The organism is Methylomonas koyamae (assembly GCF_001644025.1).
In the GTDB taxonomy this organism is placed as follows: Bacteria; Pseudomonadota; Gammaproteobacteria; order Methylococcales; family Methylomonadaceae; genus Methylomonas; species Methylomonas koyamae_A.
Genome location: NZ_LUUK01000004.1, coordinates 23,399 through 39,304, shown reverse-complemented (window position 1 = coordinate 39,304; position 15,906 = coordinate 23,399). Strand labels below are relative to the sequence as shown.

The 15,906-nt window shown below is 57.8% G+C and carries 16 protein-coding genes; 11 read left to right on the top strand and 5 right to left on the bottom strand.

The genetic code is table 11. The features are described 5' to 3' along the window. Nucleotides 1-233 precede the first annotated feature (233 nt). The 11 genes from flgB (at nucleotide 234) to flgL (ending at nucleotide 10,247) form a co-directional block, all read left to right on the top strand. Entirely contained in the window at nucleotides 234-629 is a 396-nt protein-coding gene (flgB, locus tag A1355_RS00500) for a flagellar basal body rod protein FlgB (RefSeq protein ID WP_064023947.1), read from the top strand. A 2-nt stretch (nucleotides 630-631) separates the two neighbouring features. Continuing rightward, complete coding sequence (flgC, locus tag A1355_RS00495) at nucleotides 632-1,048, top strand: flagellar basal body rod protein FlgC (protein WP_064023940.1); 417 nt, start codon at nucleotides 632-634, stop codon at nucleotides 1,046-1,048. A gap of 10 nt (nucleotides 1,049-1,058) precedes the next feature. Then, entirely contained in the window at nucleotides 1,059-1,748 is a 690-nt protein-coding gene (locus A1355_RS00490; protein ID WP_064023939.1) for a flagellar hook assembly protein FlgD, read from the top strand. Between the two features lie 12 nt (nucleotides 1,749-1,760). Then, on the top strand, nucleotides 1,761-3,092 hold the full coding sequence (gene flgE / locus A1355_RS00485; RefSeq protein ID WP_064023938.1) for a flagellar hook protein FlgE: 1,332 nt from the start codon (nucleotides 1,761-1,763) through the stop codon (nucleotides 3,090-3,092). Between the two features lie 66 nt (nucleotides 3,093-3,158). Beyond that, nucleotides 3,159-3,902, top strand: a complete 744-nt coding sequence (flgF, locus tag A1355_RS00480) for a flagellar basal-body rod protein FlgF (protein ID WP_064023937.1) — start codon at nucleotides 3,159-3,161, stop codon at nucleotides 3,900-3,902. A gap of 51 nt (nucleotides 3,903-3,953) precedes the next feature. After that, nucleotides 3,954-4,742: a flagellar basal-body rod protein FlgG gene (gene flgG / locus A1355_RS00475; RefSeq protein ID WP_064023936.1), complete on the top strand. Its 789-nt coding sequence runs from the start codon at nucleotides 3,954-3,956 to the stop codon at nucleotides 4,740-4,742. 15 nt (nucleotides 4,743-4,757) lie between these two features. After that, nucleotides 4,758-5,462, top strand: a complete 705-nt coding sequence (flgH, locus tag A1355_RS00470) for a flagellar basal body L-ring protein FlgH (protein ID WP_064023935.1) — start codon at nucleotides 4,758-4,760, stop codon at nucleotides 5,460-5,462. Nucleotides 5,463-5,493: 31 nt separating this feature from the next. After that, a complete protein-coding gene (locus A1355_RS00465; RefSeq protein WP_064023934.1) occupies nucleotides 5,494-6,591 on the top strand; it encodes a flagellar basal body P-ring protein FlgI in 1,098 nt (365 codons plus the stop codon). Nucleotides 6,592-6,616: 25 nt separating this feature from the next. Then, complete coding sequence (gene flgJ, locus A1355_RS00460; RefSeq protein ID WP_064023933.1) at nucleotides 6,617-7,654, top strand: flagellar assembly peptidoglycan hydrolase FlgJ; 1,038 nt, start codon at nucleotides 6,617-6,619, stop codon at nucleotides 7,652-7,654. Nucleotides 7,655-7,663: 9 nt separating this feature from the next. Then, the gene (gene flgK, locus A1355_RS00455) at nucleotides 7,664-9,331 is read left to right on the top strand and encodes a flagellar hook-associated protein FlgK (RefSeq protein WP_064023932.1); all 1,668 of its coding nucleotides are present in this window, start codon (nucleotides 7,664-7,666) and stop codon (nucleotides 9,329-9,331) included. A 10-nt stretch (nucleotides 9,332-9,341) separates the two neighbouring features. Continuing rightward, the gene (gene flgL / locus A1355_RS00450) at nucleotides 9,342-10,247 is read left to right on the top strand and encodes a flagellar hook-associated protein FlgL (protein ID WP_064023931.1); all 906 of its coding nucleotides are present in this window, start codon (nucleotides 9,342-9,344) and stop codon (nucleotides 10,245-10,247) included. Nucleotides 10,248-10,347: 100 nt separating this feature from the next. Here the strand turns inward: flgL and mltB are convergent, their stop codons facing one another. From mltB to mreC, 5 genes are all read right to left on the bottom strand, one after another. Next, nucleotides 10,348-11,319: a lytic murein transglycosylase B gene (gene mltB, locus A1355_RS00445; protein WP_064023930.1), complete on the bottom strand. Its 972-nt coding sequence runs from the start codon at nucleotides 11,317-11,319 to the stop codon at nucleotides 10,348-10,350. 80 nt (nucleotides 11,320-11,399) lie between these two features. Beyond that, the gene (gene rodA / locus A1355_RS00440; protein ID WP_064023929.1) at nucleotides 11,400-12,530 is read right to left on the bottom strand and encodes a rod shape-determining protein RodA; all 1,131 of its coding nucleotides are present in this window, start codon (nucleotides 12,528-12,530) and stop codon (nucleotides 11,400-11,402) included. Continuing rightward, complete coding sequence (gene mrdA / locus A1355_RS00435; protein WP_064023928.1) at nucleotides 12,527-14,377, bottom strand: penicillin-binding protein 2; 1,851 nt, start codon at nucleotides 14,375-14,377, stop codon at nucleotides 12,527-12,529. The genes rodA and mrdA overlap by 4 nt, the downstream gene beginning before the upstream one ends. A gap of 6 nt (nucleotides 14,378-14,383) precedes the next feature. Then, a complete protein-coding gene (mreD, locus tag A1355_RS00430) occupies nucleotides 14,384-14,872 on the bottom strand; it encodes a rod shape-determining protein MreD (protein WP_064023927.1) in 489 nt (162 codons plus the stop codon). Beyond that, on the bottom strand, nucleotides 14,859-15,884 hold the full coding sequence (gene mreC / locus A1355_RS00425) for a rod shape-determining protein MreC (protein ID WP_331710092.1): 1,026 nt from the start codon (nucleotides 15,882-15,884) through the stop codon (nucleotides 14,859-14,861). Before mreC ends, mreD begins: the two co-directional genes overlap by 14 nt. Nucleotides 15,885-15,906 lie beyond the last annotated feature (22 nt).

Genomic DNA, 15,906 nt, shown 5'->3' with positions numbered 1-15,906 from the left:
AAGCAACCCGCCCCCCTCCGCCGGAATCTTGACGCACCTCGCCTAAGCGCCGGTCTCAACCCCGCAAAATTGCGCACCGGTCATGCGGAAAAATTTTGCCGCCGCGCGGCAAACGGCAAATTTTGACGCTCGTCCAGACGCCACTCCAGCCAATCCAACTGATTTATTCAGACTTTTTATTTATGGCATATTTTCTGCTAAATACGGGTATCAACTCGAAGAGGCGGCAAACCATGTCAATCAATTTCGACCGAGCATTGGGCGTTCATCCGCAAGCGCTAACCCTACGCGAAAAACGTAGCGAAATTTTGGCGGCGAACCTCGCCAATGCGGACACCCCCGATTACAAGGCCAGGGATCTGGACTTCAAATCGGTATTCCAGCAATCCCTGGCGGACGCTAGCGGCGACCTACGTCGCACCCATCAGGGCCACATGACCGGCCCCAATGCCTTGCTCGGCGCCGAACTGCTGTACCGGACGCCGTATCAAGCCTCTCTGGACGGCAATACCGTCGAGACCAATATCGAACAGGCGAAATACGCCGAAAACGCCGTGCAATACCAAGCCAGTCTGCGCTTCGTCAGCGACGACTTTGCCGGGCTGGTCAGAGCCATCAAGGGAGAATAACCATGTCCTCATTGCGAATCTTCGACGTTGCCGGCAGCGGCATGAATGCGCAAAACCTGCGCCTGAATCTGGTGGCCAGCAACATTTCCAACGCCAGTAGCGTCAGCAGCAGCATCGACCAAGTCTACAAGTCGCGGCAGCCGGTGTTCGCGGCCGAATTTCAAAACCAGCTCGACCGCCGAGCCGGCACCACCGGTGTCGAAGTCCGCGGCGTCGTCGAAAGCCAGGCGCAACCGATCATGGAATACGCGCCGAATCATCCGATGGCCGACGAACTAGGCTACATCTATAAACCCAACGTCAACACCATCGAGGAAATGGCCAACATGATGTCGGCCTCGCGCGGCTATGAAAACAACGTTGAGGTGCTTAACACCGCTAAAAACCTAATTCTACAGACCCTGAAGATGGGGCAATGAGGACTAAGCCATGACGACCCTAACGGATACCTTCAACAGTTTGGGACTGGCCACGACCGGCTCGGCGTCAAGCGCCAGCAGCGCGACCAGCAAAAGCCAGTCGTTAAGCCAAAGCGAATTCTTAAAACTGTTAACGACCCAGCTCACCCATCAAGATCCGACCAAACCGATGGACAACGCCGAATTCGTCAGCCAAATGGCGCAGATCAGCGCGGTTTCCGGCATTCAGGAGTTACAAACCTCATTCCAGACCCTGTCGGATTCGTTAAATGCCGACCAAGCCCTGCAGGCGGCCAGCATCGTTGGCCATACCGTCGTGGCACCAGGCTCGCAAGCCTTGCTTAGCGCCGGCGGCAGCGTATCCGGCGAACTCGATATACCCAGCACAGCAACCAGCGTCGGCGTGCAAATCGTCGACCCGGAGACCGGCACGGTGGTTCGGGAACTCGATCTGGGCGCGCAATCGGCCGGAACGCTGAAATTCGAATGGGACGGCAACGACAGCGCCGGCACTCCGGCCGATCCGGGCGTATACAAAATCAAGGCCTTCGGCTGGCTGGACGGCACCAATACCGCGCTGGATACCAGCATCAACTCCAAGGTAAAAAGCGTCGCCATCGGCAGTAACGGTAGCGGTCTGTCCGTGAATCTGGAAGGTCTAGGCGACATCAAATTCAGCAAAATCAAACAAATTCTTTAAGGAGCAGGCGTCATGGCTTTTACAACAGCACTCAGCGGTTTGAATGCCGCATCCAACAATCTGTCGGTTACCGGCAATAACATCGCCAACTCCAATACGGTGGGTTTCAAGAAATCCCGCTCGGAATTCGCCGACGTCTATGCCGCCAGCCTCGGCGGCGTCAGCAGCACCACGGCCGGCTCTGGCGTCAAGGTCACCAACGTGGCCCAGCAATTCAATCAGGGCAGCTTGTCATTCACCGACAACAATTTGGACCTGGCCATCAGCGGCGAGGGTTTTTTTACGCTGGCGAAAAGCCCTACCGAAACCACCGATTTATCGTACACCCGCGCCGGCGAATTCAAATTGGACAAGGACGGCTATCTGGTCAACAACCAGGGCAAGGCCTTGATGGTGTACGCGCCCAACGGTACCTCGGTGACCGACGGCTTCAGTACCGGCGTCACCCAATCCGTGCAAATCAACACCCTGACCGGCCTGCCCAGCGCCACCGATACCGCGTCGCTAACCGTCAACCTGAACGCCAACGCGGCCACCCCGAGCGTCACCACCTTCGACCCGACCGACAGCAATTCCTATAATTCGCAAACCTCGGTGACGATTTACGACTCGCTCGGTTCGCCGCACATTCTGACCACCTATTTCGTCAAGGGCACGTCAACCGCCAGTTCCACCGACTGGGACGTCTATCACTACATGAGCGAACCGGCCACGCCGACCGCCAAGACGCCAGTCAATGCCGGCACCTACGGTTCGACGGTGTCCGCGCCATCCGACCTAACGGTGCCGCCGACGCCGGCGACAATGACCTTCGACTCCTCGGGCAAATTGACCACCCCATCCAACGGCCGCTTCGCGCTCAGCGCCTACACCATCACGCCTGCCACCGGCGCGTCCGACATCACCGTATCGACGATGGACTATTTCGGGTCCACCCAGGTCCAAGAGAAATTCAGCGTCAACGCGATGACCCAAAACGGTCTGCCTGCCGGACGCCTGACCGGCATCGACATCGACGATGAAGGCGTGATTTTCGCCCGCTTCAGCAACGGCGGCTCGCAAACCATGGGCAAGGTCGCTCTGACCCGTTTTGCCAACACCAACGGCCTGTCCAAACTCGGCGATACCGCCTGGGGTCAAAGCGCCACCTCCGGCGACCCGATCGCCGGCGAAGCCGGTTCCAACAATTTCGGCTTGATTCAATCCGGCGCGCTGGAAAGCTCGAACGTCGATCTATCGGCGCAATTGGTCAATCTGATCGTCGCCCAACAAGCGTATCAAGCCAACGCCCAAACCATCACGACCGAAAACACCATTATGCAGGCCGTCCTCAACATCAGGTAAACACGGCTAGCGCGGGACCGGGCCGGCAAGCGGCGCCGGTCCCGCCTGCTTTTACGGAGATTTCCCATGGACCGCAGCCTTTACATCGCGATGAACGGCGCCAAGCAGACCTTGCTGGCGCAAACGGCCAACGCCAACAACCTCGCCAACACCCAGACGCCCGGCTTCAAGTCCGACTTCGAGCAATTCCGAGCCATGCCGGCGTTCGGACCCGGTTATCCGACCCGCGTTTACGCGATGACCGAACGGCCCGGCAGCGATCTCTCGTCCGGCGCGCTGCAAACCACCGGCAACGAACTCGACGTCGCCATCAACGGCCCCGGCTGGATCTCGGTTACCACGCCGGACGGCAAGGAAGCCTACACCCGCGCCGGCGATCTGCGCATAACGCCCGAAGGCCAACTGCAAACCAGTTCCGGGCTCGCTGTCGTCGGCGAAGCCGCGCTCGGCATCACGATACCACCGGCTCGCAAAATCGACATCGGCGACGACGGCACCATCAACATCGTGCCGCAAGGCGAAAATTCGACCAACACCGTGATCGTCGACAGAATCAAGCTGGTCAATCCCGATCCGGCTTCGCTGGAGAAACGCGAGGACGGCTTGATGCATACCAAGGACGGCGCGGTTCAGACGGCAGACGCGAACGTCGTATTGGTCCAGGGTGCCCTGGAAAACAGCAACGTCAATCCGATGGCGGCGATGGTGGAGATGATCGAACTGTCCAGAAACTTCGATCTGCAAAGCAAGGTCATGAAAACCGCCGACGAAACCGCCAACAGCACGGCCAAGATCATGCAAGTGGCATAGAAGCTGCTTTATCCCTGATAAGACAAAAACTTGTCAGATCAGGAGACGAACATGACAGAACGAGCATTATGGGTCGCAAAATCCGGACTGGATGCCCAACAAACCCGAATGGCCGTGATTTCCAACAATCTGGCCAACGTCAACACCACCGGCTTTAAGAAAGCCCGACCGATTTTCGCCGACTTGATGTACCAAAACGTCCGTCAAGCCGGCGGCCAATCCACCCAAAACACTCAGTTGCCGACCGGCTTGCAGTTGGGCACCGGCGTCAGAACCGTCGCCACCGAGAAGCTGCACACCCAGGGCAACGTTCAGCAAACCGGCAACTCGCTGGACATGGCCATCAGCGGCCGCGGCTTCCTGCAAATCCTGATGCCGAGCGGCGAGATCAATTACACCCGCGACGGATCGTTCAAGCTGGATTCGACCGGCCAGATCGTCACCTCCAACGGCATGCCGCTAGAGCCGGCCATCACGGTACCGCAGGATGTCACCAGCATTACGATCGGCCTAGACGGTACCGTCACCGTCACCCAACCCGGCTCGGCGGCGGCCAACCAAATCGGCCAGATTCAAACCGCCGACTTTATCAACACCGCCGGCCTGGAGCCGATCGGCGACAACTTGTACCGAGAAACCGTCGCCAGCGGCGCGCCTATCGTCGGTACGCCGGGCGAGAACGAATTCGGCAATCTGGTGCAAGGCTCGCTGGAGACGTCCAACGTCAACGTGGTCGAGGAATTGGTCAATATGATCGAAACCCAACGCGCATACGAGATGAACTCCAAGGCCATCTCCACCACCGACCAAATGCTGTCGTTCGTTACCCAACAACTCTAATTCAGGGGCATGACGATGAACACCTATTTTCCGCATCGGCGCCGGTACTCCGGCAAACTCTTGCCGCTGGCGGCCGCATTGCTGCTGGCACTGACCGGTTGCGACACTCTGCCCAAGCGCGATCCGGATTTCGCACCGGTCCAACCGGCCGATCTGCGGCCCCCGCAACAGAACAACGGCTCGATTTACCAGGCCGGTTACGACATGCGCCTGTTCGAAGACATCAAGACCCGCCGAGTCGGCGACATTTTGACGGTCACACTGGACGAAGCCACCCAAGCCAGAAAACAAGCCAATACCAACACCTCGAAAAACACCTCGGTGTCGGCGACCGCGCCAACGCTGTTCGGCGTCGCCAGCCAGGCCTTGTTGGGTCACGACTTGAAAACCAGCTTGGCCGCGACCACGCAATTCGACGGCAAGGGCAAGGCCGACCAAAGCAATACGCTGACCGGCGACATCAGCGTCACCGTCGTCGAAGTACTGCCGAACGGCAACGTCCGGGTGCGCGGCGAGAAACGGGTGGCCTTGAACGACGGTAACGAATACGTGCGCTTGTCCGGCATTGTTCGCCCCATCGACATTGATGCCGCCAACACCGTGTCGTCCTCCAAAGTCGCCGATGCAACGATTATGTACACCGGCGACGGCGGCATCGCGGATTCCAACAAAATCGGTTGGCTGGCCCGATTTTTCCTGAGCCCGATTTTCCCGTTTTAAACCGTTTCGGCGCTCTTTTGAGGATACCATCATGAACAGAACCACATTGATCGTCATCGCCTTCTGGCTGCTGAGCGGCGGCTGGGCGCATGCCGAACGTATCAAAGACTTGGCGTCGGTGGCCGGGGTACGCTCCAACCAGTTGGTCGGCTACGGCTTGGTCACGGGCCTGGACAAATCCGGCGACAAATCGTCCAAGTTCGCCCCGCAAACCTTGCGCAATATGATGGGCCAGCTCGGCCTGACCCTGCCGCCGGGTACCGATCCGAAAGCCAAAAATACCGCGTTCGTCAGTATTCACGCGGAACTGCCGGCCTTCGCCAAACCGGGTCAGAAAATCGACGTCACTGTCTCGTCCATCGGCGATGCCAAAAGCCTGCGCGGCGGCTCTTTGCTGATGAGTCCGCTCAAGGGCGCCGACGGCAAGGTTTACGCGATTGCCCAAGGCAATCTGGTCGTCGGCGGCCTGAGCGCGGGCGGCCAGGACGGCTCCAAAATCACCGTCAACAATCCGTTGGTCGGCCGAATTCCCAACGGCGCGTCGGTCGAACAAGTGGTGCCGACCTCGTTCGACCAAAGCGGCGATCTGGTCTTTAACTTGAACAACACCGACTTCACCACCGCCAACAACGTGGTCCAAGCGATTAATAAAGCCTTCGGCGCCGATACCGCCCGCGCCGTCGATGCCGGCTCGGTCAGCGTGCGGGCACCGGTGGAGGCTTCGCAACGGGTCAGCTTTGTTTCGATGTTGGAAAACCTCGACGTCACGCCGGACGACGCGCCGGCCAAGGTCATCGTCAACTCCCGAACCGGCACCGTAATCATCAATAGCAAGGTCAGGGTGCAGCCGGCGGCGGTATCGCACGGCAGCTTGACCGTGACGATCAACGAAAACCCGCAAGTCAGCCAGCCCAATCCGCTATCGGGCGGCAGTACAGTGGTCACGCCGCAATCGCAGGTGTCGATCAAAGAGGACAAAAACCATATGTTCGTCTTCAACCCCGGCGTTTCGTTGGACGAAATCGTCCAGGCGGTCAACGGAGTCGGCGCCGGACCCAGCGACTTGGTGGCGATTTTGGAAGCCCTGAAATCGGCTGGCGCGCTACGGGCGGAATTGATCGTCATTTAAGTCTGACAGTGCTTGGGAGGTTGCCATGTTAAACGCGGATACCACATCGGTTTATACCGACTTCGCCGGATTGGCCAAATTAAAACAAGGCGCGCGCGAATCGTCGCCGGCCGCCATCAAGGAAGCCGCCAAACAATTCGAGTCGCTGTTTCTGGGCATGGTGATGAAAAGCATGCGCGAAGCCAAACTGGCCGACGGCTTTGCCGACAGTCAACAGAGCAAGATGTACCAAGACATGTACGACCAGCAAATGGCCATGCATTTATCCGGCACCGGCGTCGGGCTGGCGGAAGTCATCGCTAAGCAGCTGAGCCCTAGGCAAGACAAGCAGGAAGACGAGCCAGGCCGTGTACTACAAGCCAGCGACTACTTGGATCGCGTCGCCGGCAGCGGCTCGGCTAACGGCAACCGGCAACCGCCGCGCGGCGGGCAAGCCGCGTCCAACGCGTTGGACGCCTCGGGACTGAGCAGCCTGGAACGCAGCCTGGCTCGACTGGAGCGTGACCAGTCCAACACCGCCGGACGCTGGCGCGACTTGGACGCGGCACCGGCCTCGTCGGACGTAATCGATGACGGCGCCACGCCGGCCCAGCAAACCTTTTTCAACGAATTGATGCCGCATGCCCGGCAAGCCGCGCAAAGCTTGGGGGTCGACGCCAAACTGTTGCTGGCTCAAGCCGCGCTGGAAACCGGCTGGGGACAGGCGATGGTCAAAAACGGCGGCGATAACAGCTATAACCTGTTCAACATCAAGGCGGATAGAGCCTGGCAAGGCAAGCAAGCCAAGGCAATGACATTGGAGTTCGACGGCGGCGTCGCCCAAAAACAGGTGGCCGGTTTCCGCGCTTACGACTCGTACAAAGATAGCTTTAACGATTACGTGGACTTCATCAAATCCAACCCGCGTTATGAACAAGCGTTGAAAAACGCCGAGAACCCTGCGCAATACATCCGCTCTTTGCAAAAAGCCGGCTATGCCACCGACCCCAAATACGCGGAAAAAGTCATGTCGATCTATCGCAGCCATGCCGGCGACAGCGCGGCGAGCGACACCAACGGTTAGGAGACCATCATGGGCTTGGGCATATTGGACACCGCATTATCCGGACTGACGGCGTTTCAGCGCTCGCTGGAAACCACCAGCAACAACATTTCCAACGTCAGCACCGAAGGCTACAGCCGGCAGCGCGTCGAAACCGCGACCCGTCGCGAGCAATATACCGGCTCCGGCTACGTCGGCAGCGGCGTCAGCGTCGTCAATATCACCCGCAGTTACGATCAGTTCATTACCGGCCAGGTCCGCTCCAGTACCTCGGCCTACCACGACGTCGATAGTTTTTATACCTTGTCCAGCCAAATCGACAACATCACCGCCGACGACACCACCGGTCTGGCGCCGGCGATGAAATCGTTCTTCGACGCAGTCGACACCGTCGCCAACGACCCCACCTCGATCCCGGCCCGCCAAACCTTGTTGACGCAGGCCAGCTCGTTGACCCAGCAGTTCAACACCTTGAATACCCGCTTCGGCGAATTGCGCGATCAGGTCAATACCAACCTGGAGACCGATCTCACCGAGATCAACGGGTATGCCAAGGCCCTGGCCGATCTCAACGTAAAAATCGTCGCCGACATCGGCAGGGCTTCCGGTCGAGAAATGCCCAACGATTTGCTGGACCAACGCGACTTGCTACTGAACAAAATCGCCGAAAAAGTCGACGTCAATTTCACCAACCAAACCGACGGCTCAATCAATGTCTTCATCGGCAACGGCCAACCACTGGTCTTAGGTAATTCCGCGTCGCAGCTCTCCCTGCAGTCCTCCGCCACCGATTCGACGCATAAAGAAATTCTGCTGAACGGCCAGGACATTTCCGGTCTGATTTCCGGCGGCGAGCTTTACGGCAATTTGCGTTTCCGCGACCAAGTACTGGACCCGGCTCAAAAACAACTGGGCACGCTGGCGATGGGTCTGGCCACCGAGTTTAACAGCACCCATCAGGCCGGTTTCGATTTGAACGGCGACCCCGGCCTGGCTTTCTTCGACCTCGGCTCGCCGGTGGTTCAGGTCACGCCGCACGCCGCCGACGACAACCTGCTGGCCACCGCCAGCTTCGTCGCCCCCAGTTCGTCGGCCAACCTGGATACCAGCTACCGGATCAGTATCACCGGCACCAGCCCCAACGCCTATACGTTGACCAATCTGAGCAGCAACACCAGCCAAACCGGCCTGGACGACACGACGCTTGCCACCGCCGCCGCAGCCTTAGGCTTCAGCATCACGTTCAGCGGCGGTTCGCTGACCAGCGGCGATACCTTCGACCTCAGCCCGAGCTTTAACGCGGCCGGCACCTTGAAGGTGAACAGCGCGATCACCAATCCCAAACAAATCGCCGCCGCCAGCAGCGCCGCCGGGGTGCCCGGCGACAACAGTAATGCGCTGGCGCTGGCCGATCTGGAAACGAAAACCCTGATGCAAAACGGCAAGGCCAGTTTCACCCAAGTCTACAGCCAGTTGGTGGCCGATGTCGGCTCGCAAACACACGCGGCCTCGGTCAACCGGACCGCGCAGGACACCTTGTTGAAACAAGCCACCAGCGCCAAGGAAACCGTTTCCGGCGTGAATCTCGACGAGGAAGCCGCCAACCTGATCAAATTCCAAAACGCTTACGCCGCCGCCGCCAAGGCCGTATCGGTGGCTAGCACGCTATTCGACACCCTCATTGGAGCGGTACGTTAGGAGAATTCACATGCGCATTTCCACGACCTGGAACCACCAGCTCGGCGTCGACGCGATGCTGGAACAACAGTCCAAACTCAGCGATACCCAACTCAAATTGTCTTCCGGCAAGAAATATCTGTCGCCGTCCGAAAATGCTCCGGCGGCGGTGTCGTTGATCAATTTGGAACAAAACATCAAAGAGAACCAACAGTTTCAGACCAACATCGGAGCGGCCCGGCAACGCTTGGAGTTGCAAGAGTCCAGCCTGGAAAACGCGACCAACGTGTTGCAACGCATCCGCGAATTGGCCGTGCAAGGTATGAACGACAGTAATACTGTTACCAATCGTCAGGAAATTGCCGCGGAAATCGATGAACTAAACAAACAGTTGCTGGGTATGGCGAACACCAAAAACGCTAACGGCGAGTATTTGTTTGCCGGCTACAAGAGCGACACGATTCCGTTCGATACCACCACTTACGCCTATCAGGGCGACGCCAACCAGCGCAGCATCGCCATCGGCCCCAGCCGGACCATAACCGATGGCGACGCCGGTGAAGCAGTCTTCGGCGTGTACTCGGCCGGAACATTGACGCCCGGCGGCATCGACAATGCATTTCAAGCCATCAACCGGTTATCTCAGGATCTGAAAGCCAATACGCCAAACAGCGGATCATTGGACGATATCGATAGAGCGATGGTCCGCTTCGAAACCACCCGCGCCTCGACCGGCGCGCGCTTGCACGCACTGGACGATCAGCAAAATTTGAATACCGACTACATCCTGGCCAACAAAACCACCGCGTCGGCGATAGGCGACTTGGATTATGCCGACGCATTGAGTAAATTCAGTCTGCAACAAACGTCGTTGCAAGCCGCGCAAGCCGCGTTTACCAAGGTGCAAAATCTGTCATTGTTCAATTACATTTCGTAGCAAAACACATCGGTTTGCCACCCATCGAAGGAAACTCAGTTTTCTGTTCGCGAATCGAAGCGTAACGACCGGGACTTGGATATTGTCGGCCGCTTTCCGTTCAAATCTTCCGTGCCGCGATCGCTTGGCTAAGCTGGTAAACCGCCATCGCATAGAGCGGGCTATGGTTATAACGGGTGATGACGTAGAAATTGTGCAAGCCTATCCATAAATCTTCGCCGATTTGCTGTTGGTACGCCAGCAGCTTGACCGCCTCGCCGGCGGGCAAACCGGCCGGCAATTCGACCCCCAACTTGCGCAGTTCGGCCGCACTGGTGTCGGGCTTGCCACCCTTGCTCAAGGCCTTTTTATACGCCTCTCCCGCAGCGTTGACCGGGTACGCGATCGGACCGCCGGGTTTCCATTGGTTGCTGGCAAAGTAGTTGGCGACGCTGGCGATCGCATCGGCCGGATTCGTCCAGATATTGCGTTTACCGTCGCCATCCAAATCCTTGGCATAGCTTCGAAAACTGCTCGGCATGAATTGCGGCAAGCCCATCGCACCGGCGTAGGAACCCATCGGCTGCAACGGGTCCATGCCCTCCTCGCGCGCCAAAACCAAAAATTGCTCCAACTCCTTCAGAAAGAATTCGCTACGCGGCGGATAGGCGAATCCCAATGTCGCCAACGCATCGATCACCCGGTATTTGCCGGTGTGCGCGCCGTATTTGGTTTCGACGCCGATGATGGCGACGATAATGTCCGCCGGAACCCCATATTGGTGTTCGGCTTGGCGCAACGCGGCTTCGTTATCCTTCCAAAACTGCACGCCGCCTGCGATGCGGGCCTCGGTCATGAAAATTTCGTGGTATTGAAACCAGGGCTTGCCCTCCGCCGGCTTGGACATGGCATCGAGTATCGGCTGCTGGATGTTGACCGCCTTGAACAAGCTCCGTAACTCCGTTTCGTTGAAACGATGTTGCTTGACCATCTGCTTGATGAAGCCGTTGAAGGAATCGGTGGTGGCAACTTCAGCCAGTGCCTGGCCGACGGCCGACAATAACAACAACATAAACGCGACTTTAAAATTCATAAACTCAGACAGAAAAAAGGAATAATTGGGGAATATTACGCGGTTTTTCCCGAGCGGACCGCTGGTTTATGGCGATCGCCTCAAACCGGCAACAACTTGCGATGAGTGTGTATCGACATCAGAATGCCGAAACCGGCCATCAGCGTCACCATTGAGGTGCCGCCATAACTGACCAAGGGTAGCGGCACTCCAACCACCGGCAACACGCCGATCACCATGCCGATGTTGACGAACACGTAAACAAAGAAGGTGAAGGACAAACTGCCGGCCAACAACCGGGAATAGGTATCCTGGGCTTGCACGGCAATGTAAAAGCAGCGGCTGATGACCAGTAGATACATCAACAGCAAACCGACGCAGCCAAACAGACCGAATTCTTCGGCGAAAACCGCGAAAATAAAGTCGGTGGAACTTTCCGGCAAAAAATCCAGCTCGGCCTGACTGCTGCCCAGCCAGCCCTTGCCGTCCACGCCGCCGGAACCGATCGCGATTTTGGACTGAATAATATGGTAGCCGGCCCCCATCGGGTCGGCCTCGGGATTGATGAAAGTCAAGACCCGGCTGCGCTGGTACTCGCGCATGAAGTGCCACATGACCGGGGTCAGCGCGCCCAACACCGCCACCGCCCCCAACATGACCCACCACGACAGGCCCGCGAAGAATAACACCGCGGCCCCGGAACTAGCGACCAGCAGAGCCGTGCCCAAGTCAGGCTGCTTAGCGATCAATAGCACCGGCACCAACAACAATATCCCGGCCGCCAACAGATGCTTGGGTTTAGGCGGCAAGGCGTGCTCGGACAAATACCAGGCCACCATCATCGGCGCGCTGATCTTGGTAAACTCCGACGGCTGGAAGCGAAAAAAGCCCAAGTCCAGCCAGCGCTGAGCGCCCATGCTAATTTGGCCGATCACCGCCACCGCCAGCAACAACAGCACGCACACCGAAAACAAAGCGACCGAGAAAGTCTGAAATTGCCGGGGGTTGATGTGAGCCAGCACGATCATCAATACAATGGCCAAGCCCATCCGGCTGGCATGACGCACCAACATCGCCATTTCCTGCCCGCCGGCGCTGTACAAAATCACGAAGCTGAGCGCCAGAATCAGCAACAAACCGATGAACAGCGGGATGTCGATATGCAGCTTGCGCAGCAGGTTGCCAAGCAAGGACGGCGCTTGAAATTGTTCGTTGCGCATTTCGTTTCTCATGGCGAACTGTCCTTTTTCTGGTTCAGATAAGCATCGATAATTTCACCGGCGATCGGCGCTGCCACCGAACCGCCGTGACCGCCGTGTTCGGCGATCACCGCGACGGCGATCTGCGGATCGTGCACCGGGGCGAATGCGATGAACAAGGCATGGTCGCGCATTTTGAAGTCGATCGCGTCCTCGTTATATTTCTCTTCCTGTTTGACGGTAAACACCTGGGCGGTACCGGTCTTGCCGGCGATCTGATAATTGATGGCCTTGGCCAGCCGGCCGGCGGTACCGCGCGCGCCATGTACCACGTTGGTCATCGCCCGAATGACGTTCTCGACATTTTGCGGTTTCAGCGGAATGATCCGGTCGGCCTTGCCTTCGATCCGATCGGCATAATCGGCGCTGATGATGCTATGTACCAAATGCGGCGTAATGACCTTGCCGCCGTTGGCCAGCGTCGCGGTGGCGTGAGCCAATTGCAAGGGCGTAACTTGGGTGTAGCCCTGACCGATCCCGGTAATCAGGGTCTCGCCCGGAAACCAGGCCTGATTGCGGTAGTGGCGTTTCCAAGCCTTGGACGGCATCAAGCCGTCGATTTCGCCCACCAGATCGATACCGGTCTTGCGACCGAAACCGAATTTGTCCATGAACTCATGCATCTTATCGATACCCAGCGCCAGCGCCAGATCGTAAAAATACACGTCGCAGGATTGGGTGATCGCTTCGTTCATGTCGACCATCCCGTGCCCCCACTTCTTCCAGTCGCGGTATTTATGGTCGACGTTGGGCAACTTGTAGTAGCCGGGACAAAACAGCCGGTGGCCGAAATCGATGACGCCGTACTCCAGCCCGGCCAAGCCCAAAAACGGCTTGACCGTCGAACCGGGCGGATATAGTCCGCGTAGCGCCCGGTTGTACAAGGGCTGGTCCGGCGATTCCTGCAAAGCCTTGTAGTCCTTGCCGGAGATGCCGGAAACGAAGGGATTGGGATCGAAACCCGGCCGGCTAACAAAAGCCAACACCGCGCCGGTTTTGACTTCTATCGCCACCGCCGCGCCGTTGAACTCGACCAATGCGTCGTAGGCAATCTTTTGTATGTCGATATCCAGTGTCAGATAGATATTCGATCCTGCGATCGGCTCGACCGTCGCCACGGTATTGACCGCCCTGGCTTGAGCGTTGGTTTCGATTTCCTCGTAACCGGCGGTACCGAGCAGATGTTCCTCGTAGGTCTTCTCGATGCCGGTCTTGCCGATATGGTCCGTCCCGCGGTACATGACGGAAGGCAGGGTCTTCAACTCCTGCTCGTTGATCCGCCCGACGTAACCGACCACGTGGGACGTCAAGTCGCCGTAAGGATAGTGGCGCACCAAGCGAGCGTAGACGTCGACGCCGGGAAAATACGGTCGGACGACCGCGAATTTGGCGACGTCTTCGTCGGTCAGATTTTGCAGCAAGGCCGTACTGGTAAACGATTTGTTGCGCTTACGCAGTTTTTGAAACGCCTCGATTTTTTCGTCGGGAATGTTCAGCAGTTGCTGTAGACGCTTCAAAGTGTCGTCGAGGTTGCCAATCTGCTCCGGTATCAGCTCCAGGCTGTAAGTCGGCACGTTTTCGGCCAACATCCGACCCTTGCGATCATAAATGACGCCGCGCGTCGGCGGCAACGGCGCGATCTTGATGCGATTGTCCTTGGACAGCATCGCGTAATGTTCGTGGCCGACCACTTGCAGGTAAACCAGACGCACCACCAGACCGATCATCAACACGATAATCAGGATAAAAGCCGTGACGATACGACTTAGAAACAGACGGCTTTCCGCCAGCGGGTCCTTGATCGCGAATTTTCTGTCCATCGCCGGTCAGTCGAGGCGCGCCATGACCCGGATAAAGCGCAGCAGATAAAACACCAACGGCCAGACCAGCGCCCCGCTCAGCGCCGGATACCAAAACGACAACGGCAAGCGGTTACCGGCCTTGATGCTTTCGATCGCGAAAATCACGCTTTGCGAACCGAGCAGGCAAAACAGTACGAACAGGCATTGCTGAACCATCGGAAACTGTCGCAGCCGCCGGTGTTCGTTGATGCTGAAGTAGCAAATCAACGGATAAATCAACGCGTACTGACCCAGCAAGCGCCCGGTCAGTACATCGGTCAACAGCCCTATCCACCAAGCGCTGAATACGCCGAAGCGTTCCGGCAGCGCGATCGACCAATAGATCAAAACCAACACCACCCAGTCCGGATTGAACACTTCCATCCCCGGAAACAGCCCCATCACCCGCAGCACCATCGCGCCGGCTACCGTGACGACGAAATAAATCAAAGCCAGCGCGTTATGGCCCGACATGCTTAGCATCCTTGGGTTTCGCGGCGACCGGCGCCGCTTGCTCGGCGACGTCCGGCTTGACCGGCTCGCCCAAAACGACCGGCGTCGAATCGCTCCAAACGATCAAAAACTCCCGACTCTTATCCAGCTCCGCTTTCGGCGTGGCATAGATATTGGCGAACGATTTGTCCGGTCTAGCCTCGAATTTATCGACTACCGCGACCGGATAACCGGCCGGAAACACGCCGCCCAAACCGGACGTGACCAACAGGTCGCCGGGTACGATGTCGGCGTTATTCGCTAAAAACGGCAGATGCAGCCGGTTGGGTTGCCCGGTGCCGAAGGCTATTGTCCGCAGGCCGTTGCGATTGACCTGAACCGGGATCGCGTGATCGGGATCGGTGATCAACATCACTTCCGAGCTGGACGGCATCGTGCGGACCACTTGGCCGACAATACCGCTGGCATCCAGCACCGGCTGTTCGGGATGCACGCCGAAGCGAGAGCCCTTGTTGACGACGACGGTATGCTCGTAGGGCGCCAGTTTGACCGACACCAACTCGGCCACCAACACTTGCTCGCCAAGTTGAAACGAATTCTCAAGCAACATGCGTAGCCGGGTGTTTTCCTTCTCCAGGGCCGCCAGTTTCAACAATTTGGCGTCGTTGACGAACTGCTGCTCTTTCAGCCGGCGATTCTCTTTTTGTAGTTCGACATAGGAAATCACCGAATCGGACAAATCATGGTAAGCGTCGATGGGCAGGCTGGCCAGCATTTGCAAGGGGTAGGTCGCCATCGCCAACAGCGAGCGCAGCATGTTCAAGCGTTGGCTGCGGTAATCGACCACCAACAGCGCAACCGAAAGCAACACCGCGACCAACAGACGGGTATTCAGCGAAGGGCCTTTGGCGAATAGCAGTTTTATGGCAAAACCTCTAGCGATTTTGAAACGGCAATCCCGACGGAAAATAAAGGATTGCCGACAGGCCCAGTCCAACGATCCGCAACCGCCGAACGGTACCCGCTGAAACAAAAAAGACGGCGGGAACCGACAT

Coding starts and splice junctions, on each gene's coding strand:
- flgB (WP_064023947.1), top strand. CDS start 234: ATGTCAATCAATTTCGACCGAGCATTGGGCGTTCATCCGCAAGCGCTA.
- flgC (WP_064023940.1), top strand. CDS start 632: ATGTCCTCATTGCGAATCTTCGACGTTGCCGGCAGCGGCATGAATGCG.
- A1355_RS00490 (WP_064023939.1), top strand. CDS start 1,059: ATGACGACCCTAACGGATACCTTCAACAGTTTGGGACTGGCCACGACC.
- flgE (WP_064023938.1), top strand. CDS start 1,761: ATGGCTTTTACAACAGCACTCAGCGGTTTGAATGCCGCATCCAACAAT.
- flgF (WP_064023937.1), top strand. CDS start 3,159: ATGGACCGCAGCCTTTACATCGCGATGAACGGCGCCAAGCAGACCTTG.
- flgG (WP_064023936.1), top strand. CDS start 3,954: ATGACAGAACGAGCATTATGGGTCGCAAAATCCGGACTGGATGCCCAA.
- flgH (WP_064023935.1), top strand. CDS start 4,758: ATGAACACCTATTTTCCGCATCGGCGCCGGTACTCCGGCAAACTCTTG.
- A1355_RS00465 (WP_064023934.1), top strand. CDS start 5,494: ATGAACAGAACCACATTGATCGTCATCGCCTTCTGGCTGCTGAGCGGC.
- flgJ (WP_064023933.1), top strand. CDS start 6,617: ATGTTAAACGCGGATACCACATCGGTTTATACCGACTTCGCCGGATTG.
- flgK (WP_064023932.1), top strand. CDS start 7,664: ATGGGCTTGGGCATATTGGACACCGCATTATCCGGACTGACGGCGTTT.
- flgL (WP_064023931.1), top strand. CDS start 9,342: ATGCGCATTTCCACGACCTGGAACCACCAGCTCGGCGTCGACGCGATG.
- mltB (WP_064023930.1), bottom strand. CDS start 11,319: ATGAATTTTAAAGTCGCGTTTATGTTGTTGTTATTGTCGGCCGTCGGC.
- rodA (WP_064023929.1), bottom strand. CDS start 12,530: ATGAGAAACGAAATGCGCAACGAACAATTTCAAGCGCCGTCCTTGCTT.
- mrdA (WP_064023928.1), bottom strand. CDS start 14,377: ATGGACAGAAAATTCGCGATCAAGGACCCGCTGGCGGAAAGCCGTCTG.
- mreD (WP_064023927.1), bottom strand. CDS start 14,872: ATGTCGGGCCATAACGCGCTGGCTTTGATTTATTTCGTCGTCACGGTA.